Consider the following 18,263-nt stretch of genomic DNA (forward strand, 5'->3'; position numbering starts at 1 on the left):
CCGCCGGGGTACAAGTCGGAGCACGGCGCTTGAAGATCAACGGCTGCGGGGTACGGCCGAGGCGGGGAGGCTGCATGAGCTCGGCCCAGGGGGGCGCGGACGCGGGGCGTCCGTTCGCCGACGGCCAGGAGATCCCCCCACTGTTGGCCGCCGCCTTCTCCAACGGCGGTGAGCTGGGCGAACGCCTCCGCGCCTTCGACTGGTCCACCGCGCCACTGGGCGGCCCGGCACACTGGCCGACCGCGCTGGCCAGCGCCGTCAGCATGATGCTCTCCTCCAGCGCGCAGATCGTCATGTTCTGGGGCGACGACAAGCTCGCCTTCTACAACGACGCGTACCGGCCGACCATCGGCAGCAAGCACCCGCACGTGCTCGGCCAACCGGCCCGACACCACTGGGCCGAGACGTGGGACGTGCTCGGCCCGCTGCTCGACGGCGTCCGCCAGACCGGGCTCTCCTACCGTGGCGCGGACCACCCCTTCCTGCTGGACCGGTCCGGCTTCGTCGAGCAGACCTACTTCGACGTCTCGTACGACCCGATCCGGGACGCCGACGGTTCGGTCAGCGGCGTCTACTGCATCGTGAACGAGACCACCGGCCGGGTGGTCGGTGAACGCCGACTGCGGGCGTTGTCCGAACTGGGCACCGAGCTGGCCGACGTGACCAGCGCGGGCGAGCTGGGCCGCACCGCCGCCGACGTGCTCGGCCGACACTCCGCCGACGTGCCCTTCGCGCTGGTCTACCTCGCCGACGACACCGGCGAGTTCCGGCTGACCGGGTCCAGCGGCGTCGATCCGGCGGCGGTGGCCGCTCCGCCGGAGACGTTCGCCGAACTGGTCACCGACGGCGCCTCCGTCACCGTGCAGGTGCGCGACGTCGTCGCGCAGCGACCGGCCGACGCCGCCGACGTGGCGCTCGTGCTGCCCGTGAAGGCCACCAACGAGACGGTCGGCGCGCTGGTCGTCGGCGTGGCCCGCCTGCTGCCGCTCGGCGACGAGTACCGGGACTTCCTCGACCTCGTGGCCGCGCAGGTCTCCCGGGCGGTCGGCACCCAGCGGGCGTACGAACAGGAGCGCGCCCGGGCCGCCGAGCTGGCCGCGCTGGACCGGGCGAAGACCAACTTCTTCGCCAACGTCAGCCACGAGTTCCGTACCCCGTTGACGCTGGTGCTCGGCCCGCTGGAGGACATGCTGGCCGACCCGGAACTTCCCGCCGCGTACACCGACCGGTTTGTCACGATGCACCGCAACGCGTTGCGGCTGCTCAAGCTGGTCAACACCGTGCTCGACTTCTCCCGGCTGGAATCCGGCCGGCTCGCGGCCCGCTACCAGCCCACCGACCTGGCCGGCTACACCGCCCGACTGGCCAGCACCTTCCGCTCGGCCACCGAGCGTGCCGGCCTGCGACTGGTCGTGGACTGCCCGCCGCTGCCCGCGCCGGTCTTCGTCGATCGGGACATGTGGGAGAAGATCGTCCTCAACCTGGTGTCGAACGCCCTGAAGTTCACCTTCGACGGCGAGATCCGCGTGCGCGTCCGGGCCGACGGCGACGTGGCCCGACTGGATGTCGCCGACACCGGCGTCGGCATCGTCCCCAACGAACTGCCGCACGTCTTCGAACGGTTCCACCGGGTGCCCGGGGCGCGCGCCCGCACCCACGAGGGCACCGGTATCGGGCTGGCGCTGGTCCGCGAGCTGGTCGAGATGCACGGCGGTACGGTCGGGCTGACCAGCCGGGTCGACGAGGGCAGCACCTTCACGGTGACCGTCCCGTTCTCCTCGAAGCACCTGCCCGCCGACCGGGTGGTCCCCTTCGCCCCCCTGCCGACGGGCGAGCCCGAGCAGGCCCGGCTCTTCGTCGCCGAGACCGCCCTGTGGGCCGCCGGGGATGCCACCGGGGAGGCCGGCCAGCAGCCGACCGAAGGCACCCCGAGTGGCCGGATCCTGGTCGTCGATGACAACGCCGACCTGCGTGAGCACGTCACCCGGTTGCTCGCGCCGACCTGGGAGGTGGTCACCGCCAGCGACGGTCTGGCGGCCCTGACGCTGGCCCGTGAGGGCGGGTTCGACCTCGTGCTCAGCGACGTGATGATGCCCCGGTTGGACGGGTTCGGTCTGGTCAGCGCCCTGCGCGCGGACCCCCGTACCCGTGATGTGCCGATCGTGCTGCTCTCCGCCCGCGCCGGCTCCGCGGAGGCGGTCGCCGGCCTCGCGGTCGGCGCCGACGACTACCTGACCAAGCCGTTCTCGGGGCAGGAGCTGATCGCCCGGGTACGGGCCAACGTCGAGCTGGGCCAGCTACGCGGCCAGATCATCCGTCGTCTGCGGGCGCTGGCCGACGCGGCGGTGGCGGTCAACACGGCCCGGTCCACCGGCGACGTGCTCCAGGTCGCCGCCCGGCACGCGCTCAGCCTCGCCGAGGCGGCCCGGGTCGTGGTCAGCGCGTCCGGCGCCCGGTTCGAGGCCGACGGCGGCGGTGACAGCGCCGCCGACCCGACCTTCGTGGCCCCGCTGACCGGGACCAGCCGCGAACAGCTCGGCGAGCTGCGGGTCTGGCGGGCCGCCGACGACGACGCGAAGGCCGACGAGGCCGCGCTCACCCAACTGGCCCGGCTGGTCGGCGTCCGACTGGAGAACGCCCAGCTCTACGAGGCCGAACACCACATCGCCACCACGTTGCAGCACAGTCTGTTGCCGAGGTCGCTGCCGCAGCTGCCGGGCGCGGTCGTCGCGAGCCGCTACCTGCCGGGCAGCGCCGACGTCGAGGTCGGTGGGGACTGGTACGACGCGTTCGCGCTCGACGGCGACAACCTGATGCTGGTCATCGGTGACGTGGTCGGCAAGGGTGTCCAGGCCGCCGCGGCCATGGGCCAGCTACGCAACGCGCTGCGGGCGTACCTGCTGGAGGGCTTCGACCCGGGCGAGTCGCTGACCCGGCTCAACCGGCTGGTCGTGTCCACCGAGGAGTCGTCGTTCGCGACGGTGGTCTGCCTGCTGTTCAACCCCCGTACCGGTCGCCTGCGCTATGCCAGCGCCGGCCACCCGTCCCCCCTGCTGATCCGAGGAGACGACGTGGCGTTCCTGCACGACCGTGCGCTCGGCCCGCCGGTCGGCGCCATCCCCGGCGCCACCTACCGGACCGTCGAGGGTGAGCTGCCCGCGGGCAGCCGGCTGCTGCTGTACACCGACGGGCTGATCGAGGACCGTCAGCTCGGCATCGACGCCGCACTGGCACAGTTGCGGGTCGACGCCGCCGCCCCGGGCCAGCACGTGGCGGATCTGGTCGACACGGTGGTCGCGCGGGTGGCCGGGCGACCCCGCCGCGACGACGTGGCGGTGCTCGCCGTGGAGGCGGCGGAGCTGAACCGGTTCGCGTTGCGGCTGCCGGCCGACCCGACCCGGCTGAGCGTGCTCCGCAAGCGCCTCGAGGACTTCCTGGTCGCGCACAACGTCGGCGAGACGGACCTGTTCGACCTGACCGTGGCGGTCTCGGAGGCCGCCGCGAACGCCATCGAACACCCCGTCCACCCCGCCGAGGCGGTGATCACCGTGGAGGTGGCCATCGAGGACCGGACCGTGATCGCCACCGTGCGGGACACCGGGCAGTGGCGGGAGTCCACCGACTCCGGCTTCCGGGGGCGCGGACTGTCGCTGATCAAGGCGTTGGGTGACCTGATGGTGCGGCGTACCGACGGCGGCACCGAGGTGACGCTGCGCCGGCAGTTGCAGAGCTGACGACGGGCTGCGCGGCTCAGACCTGGTCGAGCCAGGGCTGGTCGCCCAGGCCGGAGATCTCCAGCACACGGCGCACCTGCCGGGACGGCAGCACGGTGAGTGTGCCGGAGAACTGCTGGGCGAGCCGGACGACCGCGTGGATGGCCGCCGAGTCGAAGAAGGTCACCGCCCGCAGGTCGAGGGTGAGCCGGCTGGCGGGCTCGCGCAGGGCGGTCTGCAGCATCGTGTCGGCCGTCGCCATGTCGACCTCACCGGCCACCACCACGTGGAGGTGCTCTCCGTCGATCTCCGCGCGGGCGGAGAAGACGGGTGGTGCTCCCCCTTGATCCACGCAGACACGATGGCACAGCCGACCTGGCAGGGCAACAACCGGTCCCGACCGGCCGTGGCGCGGGTCACCGGCTCGCCCGGCGATAGGCTTGCCGCATGACCGTCCGTGCGCCGCTGACCCCAGGCACGCTCTCCCCGACGCGACCGGTGCCCGCTCACATTCCCCGCCCGGAGTACGTGGGTAAGAAGAGCCCGCAGCCGTGGCGCGGCTCGCACGTGCAGACGCCGGAGACCATCGAGAAGATGCGGATCGCCAGCCGGCTCGCCGCCCAGGCGACCCAGCTCGCCGGCGAGCACTGCAAGCCCGGCGTCACCACCGACGAGATCGACCGCGTGGTGCACGAGTTCCTCTGCGACCACGACGCGTACCCGTCGACGCTCGGCTACCGGGGCTACCCCAAGTCCTGCTGCACCAGCCTCAACGAGGTCATCTGCCATGGCATCCCGGACTCCACGGTCCTGACCGACGGCGACATCATCAACGTCGACGTGACCGCGTACATCGGCGGTGTGCACGGTGACACCGACGCCACCTTCTGCGTCGGCGAGGTCGACGAGGAGGTCCGGCTCCTCGTCGAGCGCACCCACGAGGCGATGATGCGCGGCATCCGCGCGGTGGCGCCGGGCCGCCAGATCAACGTGGTGGGCCGCGTCATCGAGTCGTACGCCAAGCGGTTCGGCTACGGCGTGGTCCGTGACTTCACCGGCCACGGCATCGGCGAGACCTTCCACAGCGGTCTCTACGTGCCGCACTACGACAGCCCTCGGCCGACGGACGTCATGGAGCCGGGGATGACCTTCACCATCGAGCCGATGATCACCCTCGGCACCTACCAGTACGACATGTGGGACGACGGATGGACCGTGGTCACCAAGGACCGCAGGTGGACCGCCCAGTTCGAGCACACCATCGTCGTCACCGACGACGGCCACGAGATCCTGACGCTTCCGTGAGCGCGAGGAACGCAGCGAAGCGGAGTCCCGCAGTCGCGAACGAAGGGCATGCGCTGTGAGCGCGAGGAACGCAGCGAAGCGGAGTCCCGCAGTCGCGATTGAAGGGCATGCGCTGTGAGCGCGAGGAACGCAGCGAAGCGGAGTCCCGCAGTCGCGAACGAAGGGCATGCGCCGTGACCGACACTCCCGCCGCCCTGCGCGAGGCGCACCACGCGGACGTCTCCGGCGGCTGGCTGCGTCCCGCCGTCTTCGGCGCGATGGACGGCCTGGTCACCAACATCGCCCTCATCGCCGGCGTCGGCGGCGGTGGCGTCTCGCCGCACAACATCGTGCTGACCGGCACCGCCGGCCTGGTGGCCGGCGCGATCTCGATGGGGCTCGGCGAGTACACGAGCGTGCGCTCGGCCAACGAGCAGGTCGCCGCCGAGGTCGCCAAGGAGCGGCGCGAGCTGGAGCGGCACCCCGAGGCGGAGGCCCGCGAGCTGGCCGACGCCTGGGTCGCCCGAGGGCTGCCCCGCGACCTCGCCACCCAGGTCGCCGAGGCGGTACGGCGCGATCCGGAGGAAGCGCTGCGGGTGCACGTCCGCGAGGAGTTGGGCGTCGACCCGGACGACCAGCCGAGCCCGTGGGCGGCGGCGATCTCCTCGTTCGTCTTCTTCTCCCTCGGGGCGCTGATCCCCCTGCTGCCGTACCTGTTGGGCGCCACCGCACTCTGGATGGCGCTCGCCGTCGGCGGACTCGGACTGTTCGCCGCCGGCGCGGTGGTGGCCCGGTTCACCAACCGCCCGTGGTGGACCAGCGGCCTGCGTCAACTCGTGCTGGGCGCGGCGGCGGCCGGGGCCACCTACCTCATCGGCTCGCTGATCGGGGTGCAGGGCGGACTGTGACGCCCCGTCAACCGCCGAGCAGATCGTCGATCGTGCCGTCCACCGGGCGGCCACGCGCCGCCAGTTCCTCCGCCTGCCGGGCCAGCACCGCACCGACCTCGGTCATGTCCGCGCCGGCCAGACCCGTACGCCGCACCGCGTCACCCGGATCACGGAAATAGGTGCGGCCGAGCAGGCCGGTCACGGTCGCCGCGGCCAACCGCGCCTCACCGAGCATCAGCAGCGCCTGGTCGGTCTCGTACCACTCGGCCAGGCGGGCTGCCCGCGCGTGCGCGGCGCTGCCCCGGTACCAGGCCTGCCGTGCCGCGGTGCTGAACTCCGCCGGTCGGGCCCGGGCGAGCCGGCCGAGGTGCTCGTCCCGTAACGTCCGCAGCCAGTTCGTCGGGTCGAACAGCGACTGGGTGGTGACGTACCGGTCGGCCGTCAGCGGCCACAGCGGAGAGAGCACCCGGGCCTGCCCGAGGTAGTCGTCGGCGGCGGCGACGGTCAGGTCGACCAGCACGCCGTCCACCCGTCGGGTCGCCGGCGGCGGCCCGCCACCCGGCCGGTAGGTGACCACCAGCATCCCCACCTCGCCGTCCCCGCCACCGTCGTCGTCGCCGTGCGCGAGCGGGCCGTGGACCGCGATCGCGAGCACGTCGGCCGGGAAACGCCGCTGGATCGCCTCGGCCACCCGCTCCGCCACCGGCCACCGCCGGTCGTCACCTATCGCACTCACGGCTCAATCTCTGTTCGCGACTGCGGGGCTCGCAGGACCGGCTCACTCCTCGCGCTCACGGTTCAATCTCTGTTCGCGACTGCGGGGCTCGCAGGACCGGCTCACTCCTCGCGCTCACGGGTCCACAACCTCCCCCTGGGGCGACTGGCGTCAGCCTAGCCAGCCGACGGCGGGCTGGCCGGTCCGCCGCGCCCGGTCGGCACCAGCCGGAAGATGCGGATCTCGCGACCTCCGGCCCGCTCGACGTAGGTGCGGTACGCCGGCCACTGGGCGACGAGCAGCTCCCACAGCCGGTCCCGCTCGGCCCCGGACGCCGGCTCGGCCCGCACCGCCAACCGGCGGCCCTTCACGTCCACCTCGGCCGCCGGGTCGGCGAGCAGGTTCATCGCCCAACCGGGCTGGTGGGTCTGCCCCCAGTTGGAACCGATCACCACGTACGCGTCGCCGTCGGGCACGTAGAGCAGAGGGTTGCTGCGCGGTTTGCCGGACCGGCGGCCGGTCGTGGTGATCACCAGAGACGGCAGCAGACCGAGCGCGACCACCCGTCCGCGGGTGAGCCGGCCGACGATCCGGTCGGCGGGTACCAGCAGGCGGGCGGCGGTCCCGAACCAACGGTGGTGGCCGAGTCGGCGGGTGAGGGTAGCGAGCGCTGACACGCGGATCAGTCTGCCGGTTGCCCCGCCCCGGCGGCACCCCCGGACGGCCCGGTTCCGGGTGTGGTGGCGACCTCAGTCCAGGCGACGCTCGATCGGCAGCTGGGCCCGCGTGAAGAGGCCCGCGCCGAGCATCGCCACCATCGGCACCAGCACCAGGACGCCCAGGGCCGGCCACGGCACCAGGTACGGGTACGGCTCCAGCGCCGGCCAGACCGTGGCGTACTCCCGGTTGGCCGAGAACAGCACGATCGCCGCGGTGCCGAGACCGGCCACGATGCCGAGCGCCGAACCGAGACCCGCGATCACCCCGGCCTGACAGATCGCCAGCAGCCGGCGTACGGCCGGAGCCGCGCCGACCGCCGCGAGCGTGGACAACTCCCCGCGGCCCTCGGCGGCGGCGAGCGCCGTGGCGATCCCGGCCGCGCCCACCGTGATCACTCCGGCCGCCGCCGCGAGCAGCAACAGCAGCGGCGAATCGTCGCGGGGGGCGGCGCCCTGCTCCACCTGGAAGGAGAAACCTCCGAAGGCCCGCAGGTCGGCGGTGAACTCGTCCAGACCACGTTGGCTGGGCGGCGTCGGGGTGTCGATCACCCAACCGTTCGAAACCGGCTTCAGGGCGAGCTGCCGGGCCGCCGTCGCGGACAGCAGGAGGCGAGGCTGGCCGTTCGCCGGCGCCAGGGCGTACCCGGGCAGGTCCCGTCGCGTGGTGGTCGCCTCGTCCCGGCCGGCCCGGACCTCGCTCACCTGCACGGTCACCAGACCGTCGTGCAGGTAGCGCGGATCGGTCACCACCACGCCCCCGGCGTGCAGCACGGCGGTGGCGGCGGTGGTCGCCGCCGGGTCGGCGCCGGTGAGCAGCGGCAGCGCGCTGCCGTCGTCCACGAGCGTCTGCACGTAGCTCCCGAAGGCGTCCGCCGTGCGGTCCCGGCAGCGCGGGTCGGCCCGCGCCTGCCGACGTTGGGTCGCCGACAGGCTGTCCCCGGGCTGGAAGGGGCAGGCACGATCCGGCGGGAGTTCCGGTACGACGGAGCAGTAGCTGGCCGGGCCGTCGACCGACGGGCAGGCCGTGGCCTGCACCAGGGCGGCGGCGCTTGCGCCGAGGTGTTTCCGGGCGGCGGCGCTGACCTGCTCCAACGTCGGTTCCGGCCGCAGGGCCGGGTCATCGCGATTGACCAGGACGTGACCGGTGGGCAGCAGCGGTTGATAGGTACGGGCGTCGCGGACCGCGTCGCTGGCCAGGTAGCCGCCGAGCGCGACGCTGCCGGCCACCGCCGCCATCACGGCGCAGATGGCCGGCGCTGCGGCGGCCCGGTTCCGGCTCGCGTCGCGCAACGCGATCCGGGGTGCCGGCGGCAGCACGCGACCGAGCCGGGCGAGCCCGCCGATGAGGGTGGGTGTGCAGCAGACCAGGCCCAGCTCGCCGAGGATCAGGCCGGCCAGGATCACCGCCGGCGACGTCCGGGTCGCTCCGAACGCCGCGAGCGCCGCCCCGCCGACGACCAGCACCAACCCGCTGACGAGCGCCCGGGCACGGGGCGGGGGAGGGGTTCGTCGACCGGCGAGCCCGGCCATGACGTCCTGCCGGGCCGCCGTCCAGGCCGGCGCGGACGCCGCCAGCACCCCGGCCAGCACCGCGACGCCGCCGAGCACGACCAGGGCCAGGGGCCAGCACCGGTACCCGCCGAAGCGGGTGCCGAAGACGTACTGCTCCATGAGGGGACGACCGGCGAACGCCGCTCCGACACCGAGCAGCAGCCCGGCCGCGGCGCCCAACACGCCCAGTACCACCCCGTCGGCGAGCACCACCCGACGCAGGTGGGCAGCGTCCCCGCCGGCCACCGCCACCAGCGCCAGGTCCCGGCGGCGACGGCGTACCCCCACCGCGAACGCCGGCCCGACCAGGAGCACCACCTCCAGCAAACCCAGCCCGGCGATCAGCACCATCGTGCTCAGGTCGTTGGTGTCGGCGGGGCCGACGTACCCGATGAAGCTCCGGGACGGCGTCGTCGAAGCGGGCACGTGACGAGGCGCCACCACCACTCCGCGTTCGTTGAGCCGGGCGACCATCGCCGCGTCGACGCTGTCAGGGACGTCGATCAGCCACCGACTGTCCGGCTGGCCGTCGACGCGGCCGACGGCCGCCGGGTGCAGCGCGATCACCGGGCCGAGGTCGTCGGGGAACTCGACCACACCGACCACCGTGTACGTCCGGGTCCGGTCGGCGGTGGGCACCGCCTCACCGAGGCGTCCGTCCAGCCGGCGCAGTGCTGTCGGACTCAGCGCGACCTCTCCGGGTTGCTGCGGCGCCCGCCCCGACCGGAACCGAACCAGGCCGCGGGCCAGCGGGTCGGTGAGGTCGAGGACCCATGCCTGGAGCGTCTCGTCGCCACGTGGACCCCGCACCGTCACGGGGCTCCCGGCGCGGATCTCGGTGACCCGGCTGCCGGGGCCGAGCAACGCGGTCACCTCGGCGGCGGTGGTCGGACGGCTCAACGCCGACCGGCCGCCGTCACGGGGATACCAGGTGTCGCCCGACTCGTCCTGGACGACCGGGGTGTCGGCGAACCAGCGCAGTTCGGCGTCGGCGACGCCGAGCCGCCGGTCGAGCTGTTCCTGCGGTGTCAGTTCGGCCATGTCGTAGCTCGCGGCCAGGAAGGCCAGCACCAGCACCGGAAGCGCGATCATCGCGAGCACCAGGGCGGTCCGTCGCCGCGCCCGCCGGGACTCCCGGCGGGCGATCCGCAGCGCCGCCCGCCACGAGCCGGTCAGTTCGGCGAACCGTCGCCGCCCGTCCGACGGCGACGGCGGCGGCCCGCTCGGGGTGCCGACGCGACCGGACTCCACCGGCGACCGACGCAGGGTCAACGGTCGCTGCCGGAGAGCAGTTGCTCGACGCTGCCCAGCGGCGCGGTCGTGTCGACCAGCACGCCGTCGCGCAGGAACACCACCCGGTCGGCCCAGCCGGCGTGCCGCGCCTCGTGGGTGACGAGGATGCCGGCGGCGCCCGCGTCGATGCGGCGGCGTAACAGGTGCAGCACCGCCTCGCCGGTCTGCGAGTCGAGCGCCCCGGTGGGTTCGTCGGCGAGCACCAGCCGTCGCTCGCCGACCAGCGCGCGGGCGATGGCCACCCGCTGCTGCTGGCCACCGGAGAGTTGGTCGGGGAAGCGGTCACCCAGCGCCGGTAGGCCCACCTCGGTCAGCGCGGCCAGGGCAGCCGCCCGGGCCCGTCGACCGCCGACGCCGTCGAGTTCCAGCGGGAGCGCGACGTTCTCCAGCGCGCTCAGGCTGCCCAGCAGGTTGAGGTGCTGGAAGATGTAGCCGATGCGGCGTCGGCGCAGCTGCGCCAGCCCGCGGCGGTCCAGCGCGCCGAGGGGCTGCCCCTCCACCCGGACGTCACCACGGGTCGGCCGGTCCAGTCCCCCCGCGAGGGCCAGCAGCGTCGATTTCCCGGAACCGGACGGACCCATCACGGCGACCAGTTCGCCCGGCCGGACGACGAGGCTGACGCCGCGCAGCGCGTGCACCGCCGCCGGTCCGGTTCCGTGGGTGCGGTGGACGGCGCGCAGATCGAGCACCGCGTCGTCCGAGTCGTTCACCGTCGCGCCTCCTCATCGGCCCACCGAGCCGCGTCGGCCACCGCACCGGGCACCGGTCGGGGCGGCTGCGGCGACGGGCCGCCGGGCTGGTGCCGGACCAGGCTGCTCTCGCAGTGGTCCAGCCAGCGCACCTCGGCCTCGGCCTGGAACACCATCGAGTCCAGGACCAGCCGCCACGGCAGGTCCTCCGGTCGGTCGCTGCCGTACTTCAACCGGGTCAACTCCTGCAGGGCACGCATCGTCGCGCTGCGCTGGGCCTGCACCACCGAGCGGACGTCCACGCCGGGGGTGGTGAGCGCCAGGGCCAGTTTGATCGCCAGTTCGTCGCGCGGCCGGTCGGTACGGCTGATCGGGGTGGCGAACCACAGCGCGAGGTCCGCCCGGCCGGCGTCGGTGATCTCGTACGGGCGCTGGCCGGCCTCGCTCTCCGGCAGCGGGCGCACCAGGCCGTCCCGTTCCAGCCGGGCCAGCGTGGTGTAGACCTGCCCGATGTTCAGCGGCCAGGTCGAGCCGGTCGACTCCTCGAACGCGGCGCGCAGCTGGTAGCCGTACATCTGGCCGCGTTCGAGGAGGGCGAGCAGCCCGTGACGGATGGACATGGCAACGGAGTATGCATACCTGGTATGGGCTCCGCAACCGGGGCGGATCGGTTCAGGTCGGGCGGCCGGGAAATGGGACAGTCGAAGGGGTCACCCCGGCGGCCTTGCGCCAGCGGGTGGCCCGTACGGCGTACTCGACGAGGGCGGCCAGCGCCTGGTCGCGGTCGGCGCCGGTGGTGGACGCCAACGCGGCCCGCCAGTGCGCCGCGGTGCGTTCCTCCACCTCGATGGCCAGCCGCAGGGCGCTCGCCCGGTTGGTGACCGGGAACGGCAGCGCGTAACCGGCCCGGCCGGGTGGAACGGTGCCCCCTCCGGTGCTCAACTGCACCACCACCGCGTCGCGTCGACGTCGGTGCGCGGCCTCCGCCTGGTGGGCGGCCTCGCGTACCGCGCCGGTGAGTCGGACACCGATCCGTCCGTACGCGTAGATGGCCGCGTACTCGGCGGTGAGCGCGGCGGCGAGGGCCTCCTCGGCGGTGGGCTGCTTCACTTCAGTGCCTCCTGGTGGGTGGCCCGTGCCGCGGCGATCGATCCGAGCAGCGCGGCGCGCGCGGCGGGCGCGGCGGCGCAGGCGGCGGTGGCGGACTGCTGGGCGGCCTTCTCCCGCGCGCGAAGGGCGGCGAGCGCGCCCGCCGGCTCGGCGGCGGCGGTGGCGTTCGGGTCGACGGCGGGTGCGGACGGCAGGGTGATGCCGACGATCCGGGCGAGTTCGGTGGCGTGCGCGGTGTGCGTCTCGGCGATGGGATTGAGGCGGCCGGCCAGGTCCGGATGGGCGGCGGCGCTCGCCCGGTACGCCGCGGCGAGGCTCAGCGACTCGTCCACCATCGACCGCAGCGGGTCCGGCGGCGGCGCCGGCTCGTCGTCGCGGTCGAAAAGATCACAGCCTGTCAGCGGCGCCGCCGCGCCGCCGAGCGCCAGGAGGGCTCCGGCGCGCAGGAGCTTTCGCCGAGAATGTCCGAATAGTTGGTCGCGCTGAGTCGTTCTGCCGATCCCCACCGGGCAAGTCAACACCATCGGGGCCGGTCCGGGCGTCACCGGCGTCGGTGCGCCGCCCGGTCCGCCAACCGGCAGGCGCGTTACGCTCTGCGCAGCCGCCGGCGCGTCCGCTCCGGTGGCGTGCCGGCATGGCGGGACGACGTCCCGATCGACCAGGGAAAGGGTGCGTACATGACGCAGCGTGGCCGTGCCACCAGGTCGACGGGCCGACCCCGCGACGGCGCGGGCCCCGGCGGTCCCCGCGGCGGCGGTGATCTCGCGGCCCGGCGTACCCGGTTGCGGGCAGTGATCGAGCCGGTGGTCAACGGCGTCGGCTACGACCTGGAGGACCTGTCGGTCTCCCGGGCCGGGCGTCGACACGTGGTGCGGGTGATCGTGGACGCGGACGGCGGGATCGATCTGGACGCCGTCGCGGACGTCTCCCGCGCGGTCTCGAAGGCGCTGGACGCGGCCGAGGAGGCCGACGGCGACATCGTCGCCGGGGAGTACCAGCTCGAGGTCAGCTCGCCCGGCGTCGACCGGCCGCTCACCCTGCCCCGGCACTGGCGACGCAACGTGGGTCGACTGGTCAAGGTCACCGTCCGGAGCGCCGCGGCGCTGCCCGGTCAGCGTGGCGAACAGCCCTCCGGGGACCGTCAGGTGACCGGCCGGGTGCTCGGGGCCGACGACGAGGGCGTACGGCTGGAGACCGACGGCGGCGAGGCCGGGTGGGCGTACGCCCAGCTGGGCCCGGGCCGGGTGCAGGTCGAGTTCACCCGCCTCGCCGAGCTGGGTGAGCCGGACGAGTTGGACGACGCGGACGAGACCGACGAGTACGACGATGCAGACGACATCGACGACGATGATGATGTGGAGGACGAGGAGAGGTGAACATCGACCTCGCGGCGCTACGCGCACTCGAGCGCGAGCGGGAGATCCCGTTCGACACGATCCTCGCGGCGATCGAGACCGCGTTGCTGACCGCCTACCGGCACACCGACGGCGCCGAGCCGCACGCCCGGGTGGAGATCGACCGTAAGTCCGGCGCGGCCCTGGTGTACGCGCAGGAGATGGACGACGACGGCTCGCTGGTCCGGGAGTGGGACGACACCCCGCACGACTTCGGCCGGATCGCCGCCATGACCGCCAAGCAGGTGATCCTTCAGCGCCTGCGGGAGGCCACCGACGAGGTGCACTTCGGCGAGTACGTGGGCCGCGAGGGTGACCTGGTCACCGGCGTCGTGCAGGCGCACGAGACGCGTACCGAGAAGGGCATCGTCAGCGTCGACCTGGGCAAGCTCGAGGGCGTCCTGCCGCAGTCCGAGCAGGTGCCCGGCGAGCGGTACGCGCACGGGGAGCGCGTCCGGTGCGTGGTGGTGCACGTGGCCAAGGGCATGCGCGGGCCGCAGATCACCCTGTCCCGCTCCCACCCGGCGCTGGTCAAGAAGCTGTTCGCGCTGGAGGTCCCGGAGATCGCCGACGGCACCGTCGAGATCGGCGCGATCGCGCGTGAGGCAGGTCACCGTACGAAGATCGCCGTCCGCTCCACCACTCCCGGCGTGAACGCCAAGGGCGCCTGCATCGGCCCGATGGGTCAGCGGGTGCGGGCCGTGATGAGCGAGCTGCACGGCGAAAAGATCGACATCATCGACTGGTCGGACGACCCGGCCACCTTCGTCGGGAACGCGTTGTCGCCGGCCAAGGCGCTGCGGGTCGAGGTGGTGGACCTGGCTGGCCGGGCCGCCCGGGTGACCGTCCCCGACTTCCAGCTTTCGCTCGCGATCGGCCGTGAGGGGCAGAATGCCCGCCTTGCTGCCCGCTTGACCGGCTGGCGGATCGACATCCGGTCCGACGCGGAGCAGACCGCGCCCGCCGCGCGCGCGGCGGCGGATCAGGTGCCGGAGCCGGGCGGCGCGATCTCGGGCAGCTAGGGGTAGACTTCTTCCAGTGGTACGACGCACGCAGCCGGAGCGCACCTGTGTGGGCTGCCGGAAGCGTGCGCCGGCCAGCGAATTGCTGCGGATCGTCGCGATCAGAGACGAGGCTGGTCACAGCCTCCGGCCTGATCCGCGCCGCAGGCTGCCGGGTCGGGGAGCGAACATGCACCCGGATCCGGCCTGCTTCGCGCTGGCGGTGCGGCGCCGCGCCTTCGGGCGAGCGCTGCGGATCACCGAGGTCCTCGACCACGGTGTGCTGGCAGAGCACGTCGATGCGCCAACCACTACGTCCGGTCAGCCCGACCGGGCGAGGGTCGCTAGCAGGGTAGGACGACCGACATGAGCACACGATGAAGTCCCTGAAATGACCAGGCTTCAAGTGCACGAGTGAGGTCGCTGCGGGTGCTGCCCGCACGACCTCGGAGTGAGGAGTGCAGTGGCAGGCAAGGCCCGCGTACACGAGCTTGCAAAAGAGCTCGGGGTCGAGAGTAAGACCGTTCTCGCCAAGCTCAAGGAGATGGGCGAGTTCGTCAAGTCCGCGTCCAGCACGGTCGAGGCGCCCGTCGCCCGACGGCTGAGGAACGCATTCGTCGCGTCCGCCGGTGCCCCGGCGCCGGCCGCCCCGTCGGCGCCCGCGCCGACGCCGGCTTCGACGCCGACCCCGACGCCGTCACCGACCCCGGGAGCGCCCCGGGTCTCGGCCAAGCCGATGCCGCCTCGGCGGCCGGCCGCGCCGGTGCCCGGTCCGAAGCCCAAGGGTCCGGTGCCCGGTGCGCCGCAGTCGGCGGCCCCGGTCGCCAAGCCGGCGAGTGCCCACGACATCGAGGTGGCGGCCGCGGAGGCGCGCGCCGCCGCGCTGAAGGCTGAGCAGGAGGCCGCGGTCAAGGCCGCGCAGGCAGCCCGCCAGCAGCAGCGTGAGAACCCCGTCCGCCGGGAGCCTCCGGCCGACGGCAACCGGCCCGGTCCTCGTCCGGGTCCTGCGGCGATGCCGCCCCGTCCCGGTTCACCGGCAGCTCGTCCGAACACGCCGGCTCCCGGTCCGGGTGCCCGCCCCGGCGGTCGTCCGCCGGCGCGCGGTGCCGGCAACAACCCGTTCGGCATCCAGGGCGGCCAGCAACAGCGGCCGCCGGCCGCCGGTGCGGGTGGCCCCCGGCCGAACAGCCCGGCGGGTATGCCGCCGCGGCCGAGCCCGAACTCCATGCCGCCGCGGCCCAGCCCGGCGTCCATGCCGAGTCAGCGTCCGGCCGCCGGTCGTCCCGGCCCCGGTGGCGCGGGTCGCCCCGGTGGCGGCGCGGGCCGTCCCGGTGGCGGTGGCGGCGGGTTCCGTGGCGGTCCCGGCGGTGGCGGTGGCGGCGGCGGTGGTTACCGCGGCGGCCCCGGTGGCGGCGCGGGTGCCGGCGGTGGCGGTGGCTACCGTGGCGGTCCCGGCGGCGGTGGCGGTGCTCCCGGTGGCGGTTTCCGTCCGGGTGGTCCGGCCGGTGGCGGCGGTCGTCCGGGTGCGGGCGGTCGTGGTCGTGGCGGCGGCGCCGCGGGTGCCTTCGGGCGTCCGGGTGGTCGGCCGACGCGCGGTCGCAAGTCCAAGAAGCAGCGCAGACAGGAGTTCGACAACCTGTCGGCTCCGACCATGAGCTCGGGTGCTCCCCGGGGTCAGGGTCAGGTCGTCCGGCTCTCCCGTGGCGCCTCGCTGTCGGACTTCGCCGACAAGATCAACGCCAACCCGGGTTCGCTGGTCCAGGAGATGTTCAACCTGGGCGAGATGGTCACCGCGACCCAGTCCTGTTCTGACGACACCCTGCACCTGCTGGGTGAGCACCTGGGCTTCGACATCCAGATCGTCAGCCCGGAGGACGAGGACCGCGAGCTGCTCGCGCAGTTCAACATCGACCTCGACGCGGAGGTGGCCGAGGAGCGTCTGGTCAGCCGTGCGCCGGTGGTGACCGTCATGGGTCACGTCGACCACGGTAAGACCAAGCTGCTCGACGCCATCCGTAAGGCGAACGTCGTGGCCGGCGAGGCGGGTGGCATCACCCAGCACATCGGCGCCTACCAGGTCCACGTCCCGCACGAGGGCGAGGACCGGGCGGTCACGTTCATCGACACCCCGGGTCACGAGGCGTTCACCGCCATGCGTGCCCGTGGCGCCCAGGTCACGGACATCGTGATCCTGGTCGTCGCGGCCGACGACGGCGTCATGCCGCAGACCATCGAGGCGTTGAACCACGCCAAGGCGGCCGACGTGCCGATCGTGGTCGCGGTCAACAAGGTCGACAAGCCGGACGCCAACCCGGACAAGGTCCGCCAGCAGCTGACCGAGTACGGACTGGTCGCTGAGGAGTACGGCGGCGACACCATGTTCGTCAACGTGGCCGCCAAGCCGGGCATCGGCATCGAGGAACTGCTCGAGGCCGTCCTGCTGACCGCCGACGCGTCGCTGGAGCTGACCGCTCCGATCGACGGGCCGGCGCAGGGTGTGGCCATCGAGGCGCACCTGGACAAGGGCCGCGGTGCGGTGGCGACGGTGCTGGTGCAGAAGGGCACCCTGCGGGCGGGCGACTCGATCGTCGCCGGTGGGGCGCACGGCCGGGTCCGGGCCATGCTCGACGAGAACGGCAACCAGCTCTCCGAGGCTGGTCCGGCGCGTCCGGTCATGGTTCTGGGTCTGACCGCGCCGCCCGGTGCGGGTGACACGTTCCTCGCCGCGGCGGACGACCGTACGGTGCGGCAGATCGCCGAGCAGCGCCAGGCACGGCGACGGGCGGCGTCCTTCGCCAACTCCCGTGGCCGGGCCACTCTTGAGACGCTCATGGAGCAGCTCAAGGAGGGCGAGAAGACCTCGCTCAACCTCATCCTCAAGGGCGATGTCTCCGGTTCGGTGGAGGCCCTCGAGGACGCGCTGTTCAACCTCGACATCCCCGAGGAGGTCCAGCTCAAGGTCCTCGACCGGGGCGTCGGTGCGATCACGGAGAGCAACGTCATGCTCGCCAGCGCGTCGTCCGAGCCGGTCACGATCATCGGCTTCAACGTGCGGGCCTCGAACAAGGTCCGCGAGATGGCCGACCGCGAGGGCGTGGAGATCCGGTACTACACCGTCATCTACCAGGCCATCGAGGAGATCGAGGCAGCGCTCAAGGGCCTGCTCAAGCCGGAGTACGAGGAGGCCGAGCTGGGCACCGCGGAGATCCGCGACGTGTTCCGCTCGTCCAAGATCGGCAACATCTCCGGTTGCATCGTCCGGTCGGGCATCATCCGACGCAACGCGAAGGCTCGGCTGCTTCGGGACGGGACGGTCGTGGCGGACAACCTCACGATCACCTCGCTCAAGCGGTTCAAGGACGACGCCACCGAGGTCCGCGAGGGCTTCGAGTGCGGTCTGACCCTGGGTGGTTACAACAACGTCCAGGTCGGCGACGTCATCGAGACCTTCGAGATGCGGGAGAAGGTTCGCGCCTGATCCGGCAGTGACACGCTGATCAAGGGGTTTACGCCGACCGGCGTAAACCCCTTGATCATGCGGGGTGGGGTGGCGGTATCGTCCGGGGCGATGTTCACCGGAACCGCGGTCTTCGACCTGCTGCTGCCGGGCGACTCCCGGTCGCTCAAAGCCAAGAGATCATATGTACGGCCGATCGTGGCGGCCCTGCGCCGCTTCGAGGTGTCGGCCGCCGAGGTGGGTGCGCTCGACCTGCACGGTCGAGCGGAGATAGCGGTGGCCGTGGTCGCCGCCGAAGCGGCGCACGTCCGCGAGGTGCTCGACTCCTGTGAGCACCTGGTGGCGGCCCGTCCCGAGGTCGAACTGCTGTCGGTCCGACGCCGGTTGTACGGCGTGGACGACGACTGACCCACGGGGCCGGCGGTGCCCGGCGACCGGCGCCGCCGC

General features: G+C 73.0%; 16 protein-coding genes. 8 read left to right on the forward strand and 8 right to left on the reverse strand.

Going from position 1 to position 18,263, the window contains the following annotated elements; genetic code table 11:
- Positions 1–74: 74 nt before the first annotated feature.
- A complete protein-coding gene (locus ACTFTM_RS08190) occupies positions 75–3,734 on the forward strand; it encodes a SpoIIE family protein phosphatase (RefSeq protein WP_449565219.1) in 3,660 nt (1,219 codons plus the stop codon).
- 16 nt (positions 3,735–3,750) lie between these two features.
- Here ACTFTM_RS08190 and ACTFTM_RS08195 read toward each other — a convergent pair whose 3' ends face one another.
- On the reverse strand, positions 3,751–4,065 hold the full coding sequence (locus tag ACTFTM_RS08195) for an STAS domain-containing protein (RefSeq protein ID WP_449565220.1): 315 nt from the start codon (positions 4,063–4,065) through the stop codon (positions 3,751–3,753).
- A 95-nt stretch (positions 4,066–4,160) separates the two neighbouring features.
- On the opposite strand from ACTFTM_RS08195, the gene map reads away from it, so the two are divergent.
- Together map and ACTFTM_RS08205 are read left to right on the forward strand one after the other, a co-directional pair.
- Positions 4,161–5,018 (forward strand): type I methionyl aminopeptidase, encoded by an 858-nt coding sequence (map, locus tag ACTFTM_RS08200; protein ID WP_449565222.1) that lies wholly within the window; start codon positions 4,161–4,163, stop codon positions 5,016–5,018.
- A gap of 173 nt (positions 5,019–5,191) precedes the next feature.
- On the forward strand, positions 5,192–5,905 hold the full coding sequence (locus ACTFTM_RS08205; protein WP_449565223.1) for a VIT1/CCC1 transporter family protein: 714 nt from the start codon (positions 5,192–5,194) through the stop codon (positions 5,903–5,905).
- Between the two features lie 7 nt (positions 5,906–5,912).
- Here ACTFTM_RS08205 and ACTFTM_RS08210 read toward each other — a convergent pair whose 3' ends face one another.
- The 7 genes from ACTFTM_RS08210 to ACTFTM_RS08240 form a co-directional block, all read right to left on the reverse strand.
- Entirely contained in the window at positions 5,913–6,623 is a 711-nt protein-coding gene (locus ACTFTM_RS08210) for a nucleotidyltransferase domain-containing protein (RefSeq protein WP_449565224.1), read from the reverse strand.
- A 155-nt stretch (positions 6,624–6,778) separates the two neighbouring features.
- Entirely contained in the window at positions 6,779–7,279 is a 501-nt protein-coding gene (locus tag ACTFTM_RS08215; protein WP_449565225.1) for a nitroreductase/quinone reductase family protein, read from the reverse strand.
- A 72-nt stretch (positions 7,280–7,351) separates the two neighbouring features.
- Positions 7,352–10,144, reverse strand: coding sequence for an FtsX-like permease family protein (locus tag ACTFTM_RS08220; protein ID WP_449565226.1), 2,793 nt, complete (start codon positions 10,142–10,144; stop codon positions 7,352–7,354).
- On the reverse strand, positions 10,141–10,875 hold the full coding sequence (locus tag ACTFTM_RS08225; RefSeq protein ID WP_449565227.1) for an ABC transporter ATP-binding protein: 735 nt from the start codon (positions 10,873–10,875) through the stop codon (positions 10,141–10,143). The genes ACTFTM_RS08220 and ACTFTM_RS08225 overlap by 4 nt, the downstream gene beginning before the upstream one ends.
- On the reverse strand, positions 10,872–11,474 hold the full coding sequence (locus ACTFTM_RS08230) for a PadR family transcriptional regulator (RefSeq protein ID WP_449565228.1): 603 nt from the start codon (positions 11,472–11,474) through the stop codon (positions 10,872–10,874). Before ACTFTM_RS08230 ends, ACTFTM_RS08225 begins: the two co-directional genes overlap by 4 nt.
- A 52-nt stretch (positions 11,475–11,526) precedes the next feature.
- Positions 11,527–11,964 (reverse strand): ferritin-like domain-containing protein, encoded by a 438-nt coding sequence (locus ACTFTM_RS08235; protein ID WP_449565229.1) that lies wholly within the window; start codon positions 11,962–11,964, stop codon positions 11,527–11,529.
- Entirely contained in the window at positions 11,961–12,488 is a 528-nt protein-coding gene (locus ACTFTM_RS08240; protein WP_449565230.1) for a hypothetical protein, read from the reverse strand. The genes ACTFTM_RS08235 and ACTFTM_RS08240 overlap by 4 nt, the downstream gene beginning before the upstream one ends.
- A gap of 153 nt (positions 12,489–12,641) precedes the next feature.
- Here ACTFTM_RS08240 and rimP point away from each other — a divergent pair, with 153 nt between their 5' ends.
- From rimP to ACTFTM_RS08265, 5 genes are all read left to right on the forward strand, one after another.
- Entirely contained in the window at positions 12,642–13,340 is a 699-nt protein-coding gene (rimP, locus tag ACTFTM_RS08245; protein ID WP_449565231.1) for a ribosome maturation factor RimP, read from the forward strand.
- Positions 13,337–14,380, forward strand: a complete 1,044-nt coding sequence (nusA, locus tag ACTFTM_RS08250; RefSeq protein ID WP_449565232.1) for a transcription termination factor NusA — start codon at positions 13,337–13,339, stop codon at positions 14,378–14,380. The genes rimP and nusA overlap by 4 nt, the downstream gene beginning before the upstream one ends.
- Positions 14,381–14,396: 16 nt before the next feature.
- Positions 14,397–14,729: a YlxR family protein gene (locus ACTFTM_RS08255; RefSeq protein WP_449565233.1), complete on the forward strand. Its 333-nt coding sequence runs from the start codon at positions 14,397–14,399 to the stop codon at positions 14,727–14,729.
- A gap of 93 nt (positions 14,730–14,822) precedes the next feature.
- A complete protein-coding gene (gene infB / locus ACTFTM_RS08260; protein WP_449565234.1) occupies positions 14,823–17,837 on the forward strand; it encodes a translation initiation factor IF-2 in 3,015 nt (1,004 codons plus the stop codon).
- Positions 17,838–17,927: 90 nt separating this feature from the next.
- Positions 17,928–18,224: a DUF503 domain-containing protein gene (locus ACTFTM_RS08265; protein ID WP_039905658.1), complete on the forward strand. Its 297-nt coding sequence runs from the start codon at positions 17,928–17,930 to the stop codon at positions 18,222–18,224.
- Positions 18,225–18,263 lie beyond the last annotated feature (39 nt).

The sequence above is a fragment of the Micromonospora sp. RB23 genome (assembly GCF_053585025.1).

Excerpts from the sequence above, each read along its gene's own strand:
- ACTFTM_RS08190 (WP_449565219.1), top strand. The coding sequence starts at position 75 with ATGAGCTCGGCCCAGGGGGGCGCGGACGCGGGGCGTCCGTTCGCCGAC.
- map (WP_449565222.1), top strand. The coding sequence starts at position 4,161 with ATGACCGTCCGTGCGCCGCTGACCCCAGGCACGCTCTCCCCGACGCGA.
- ACTFTM_RS08230 (WP_449565228.1), bottom strand. The coding sequence starts at position 11,474 with ATGTCCATCCGTCACGGGCTGCTCGCCCTCCTCGAACGCGGCCAGATG.
- ACTFTM_RS08240 (WP_449565230.1), bottom strand. The coding sequence starts at position 12,488 with ATGGTGTTGACTTGCCCGGTGGGGATCGGCAGAACGACTCAGCGCGAC.
- rimP (WP_449565231.1), top strand. The coding sequence starts at position 12,642 with ATGACGCAGCGTGGCCGTGCCACCAGGTCGACGGGCCGACCCCGCGAC.
- ACTFTM_RS08265 (WP_039905658.1), top strand. The coding sequence starts at position 17,928 with ATGTTCACCGGAACCGCGGTCTTCGACCTGCTGCTGCCGGGCGACTCC.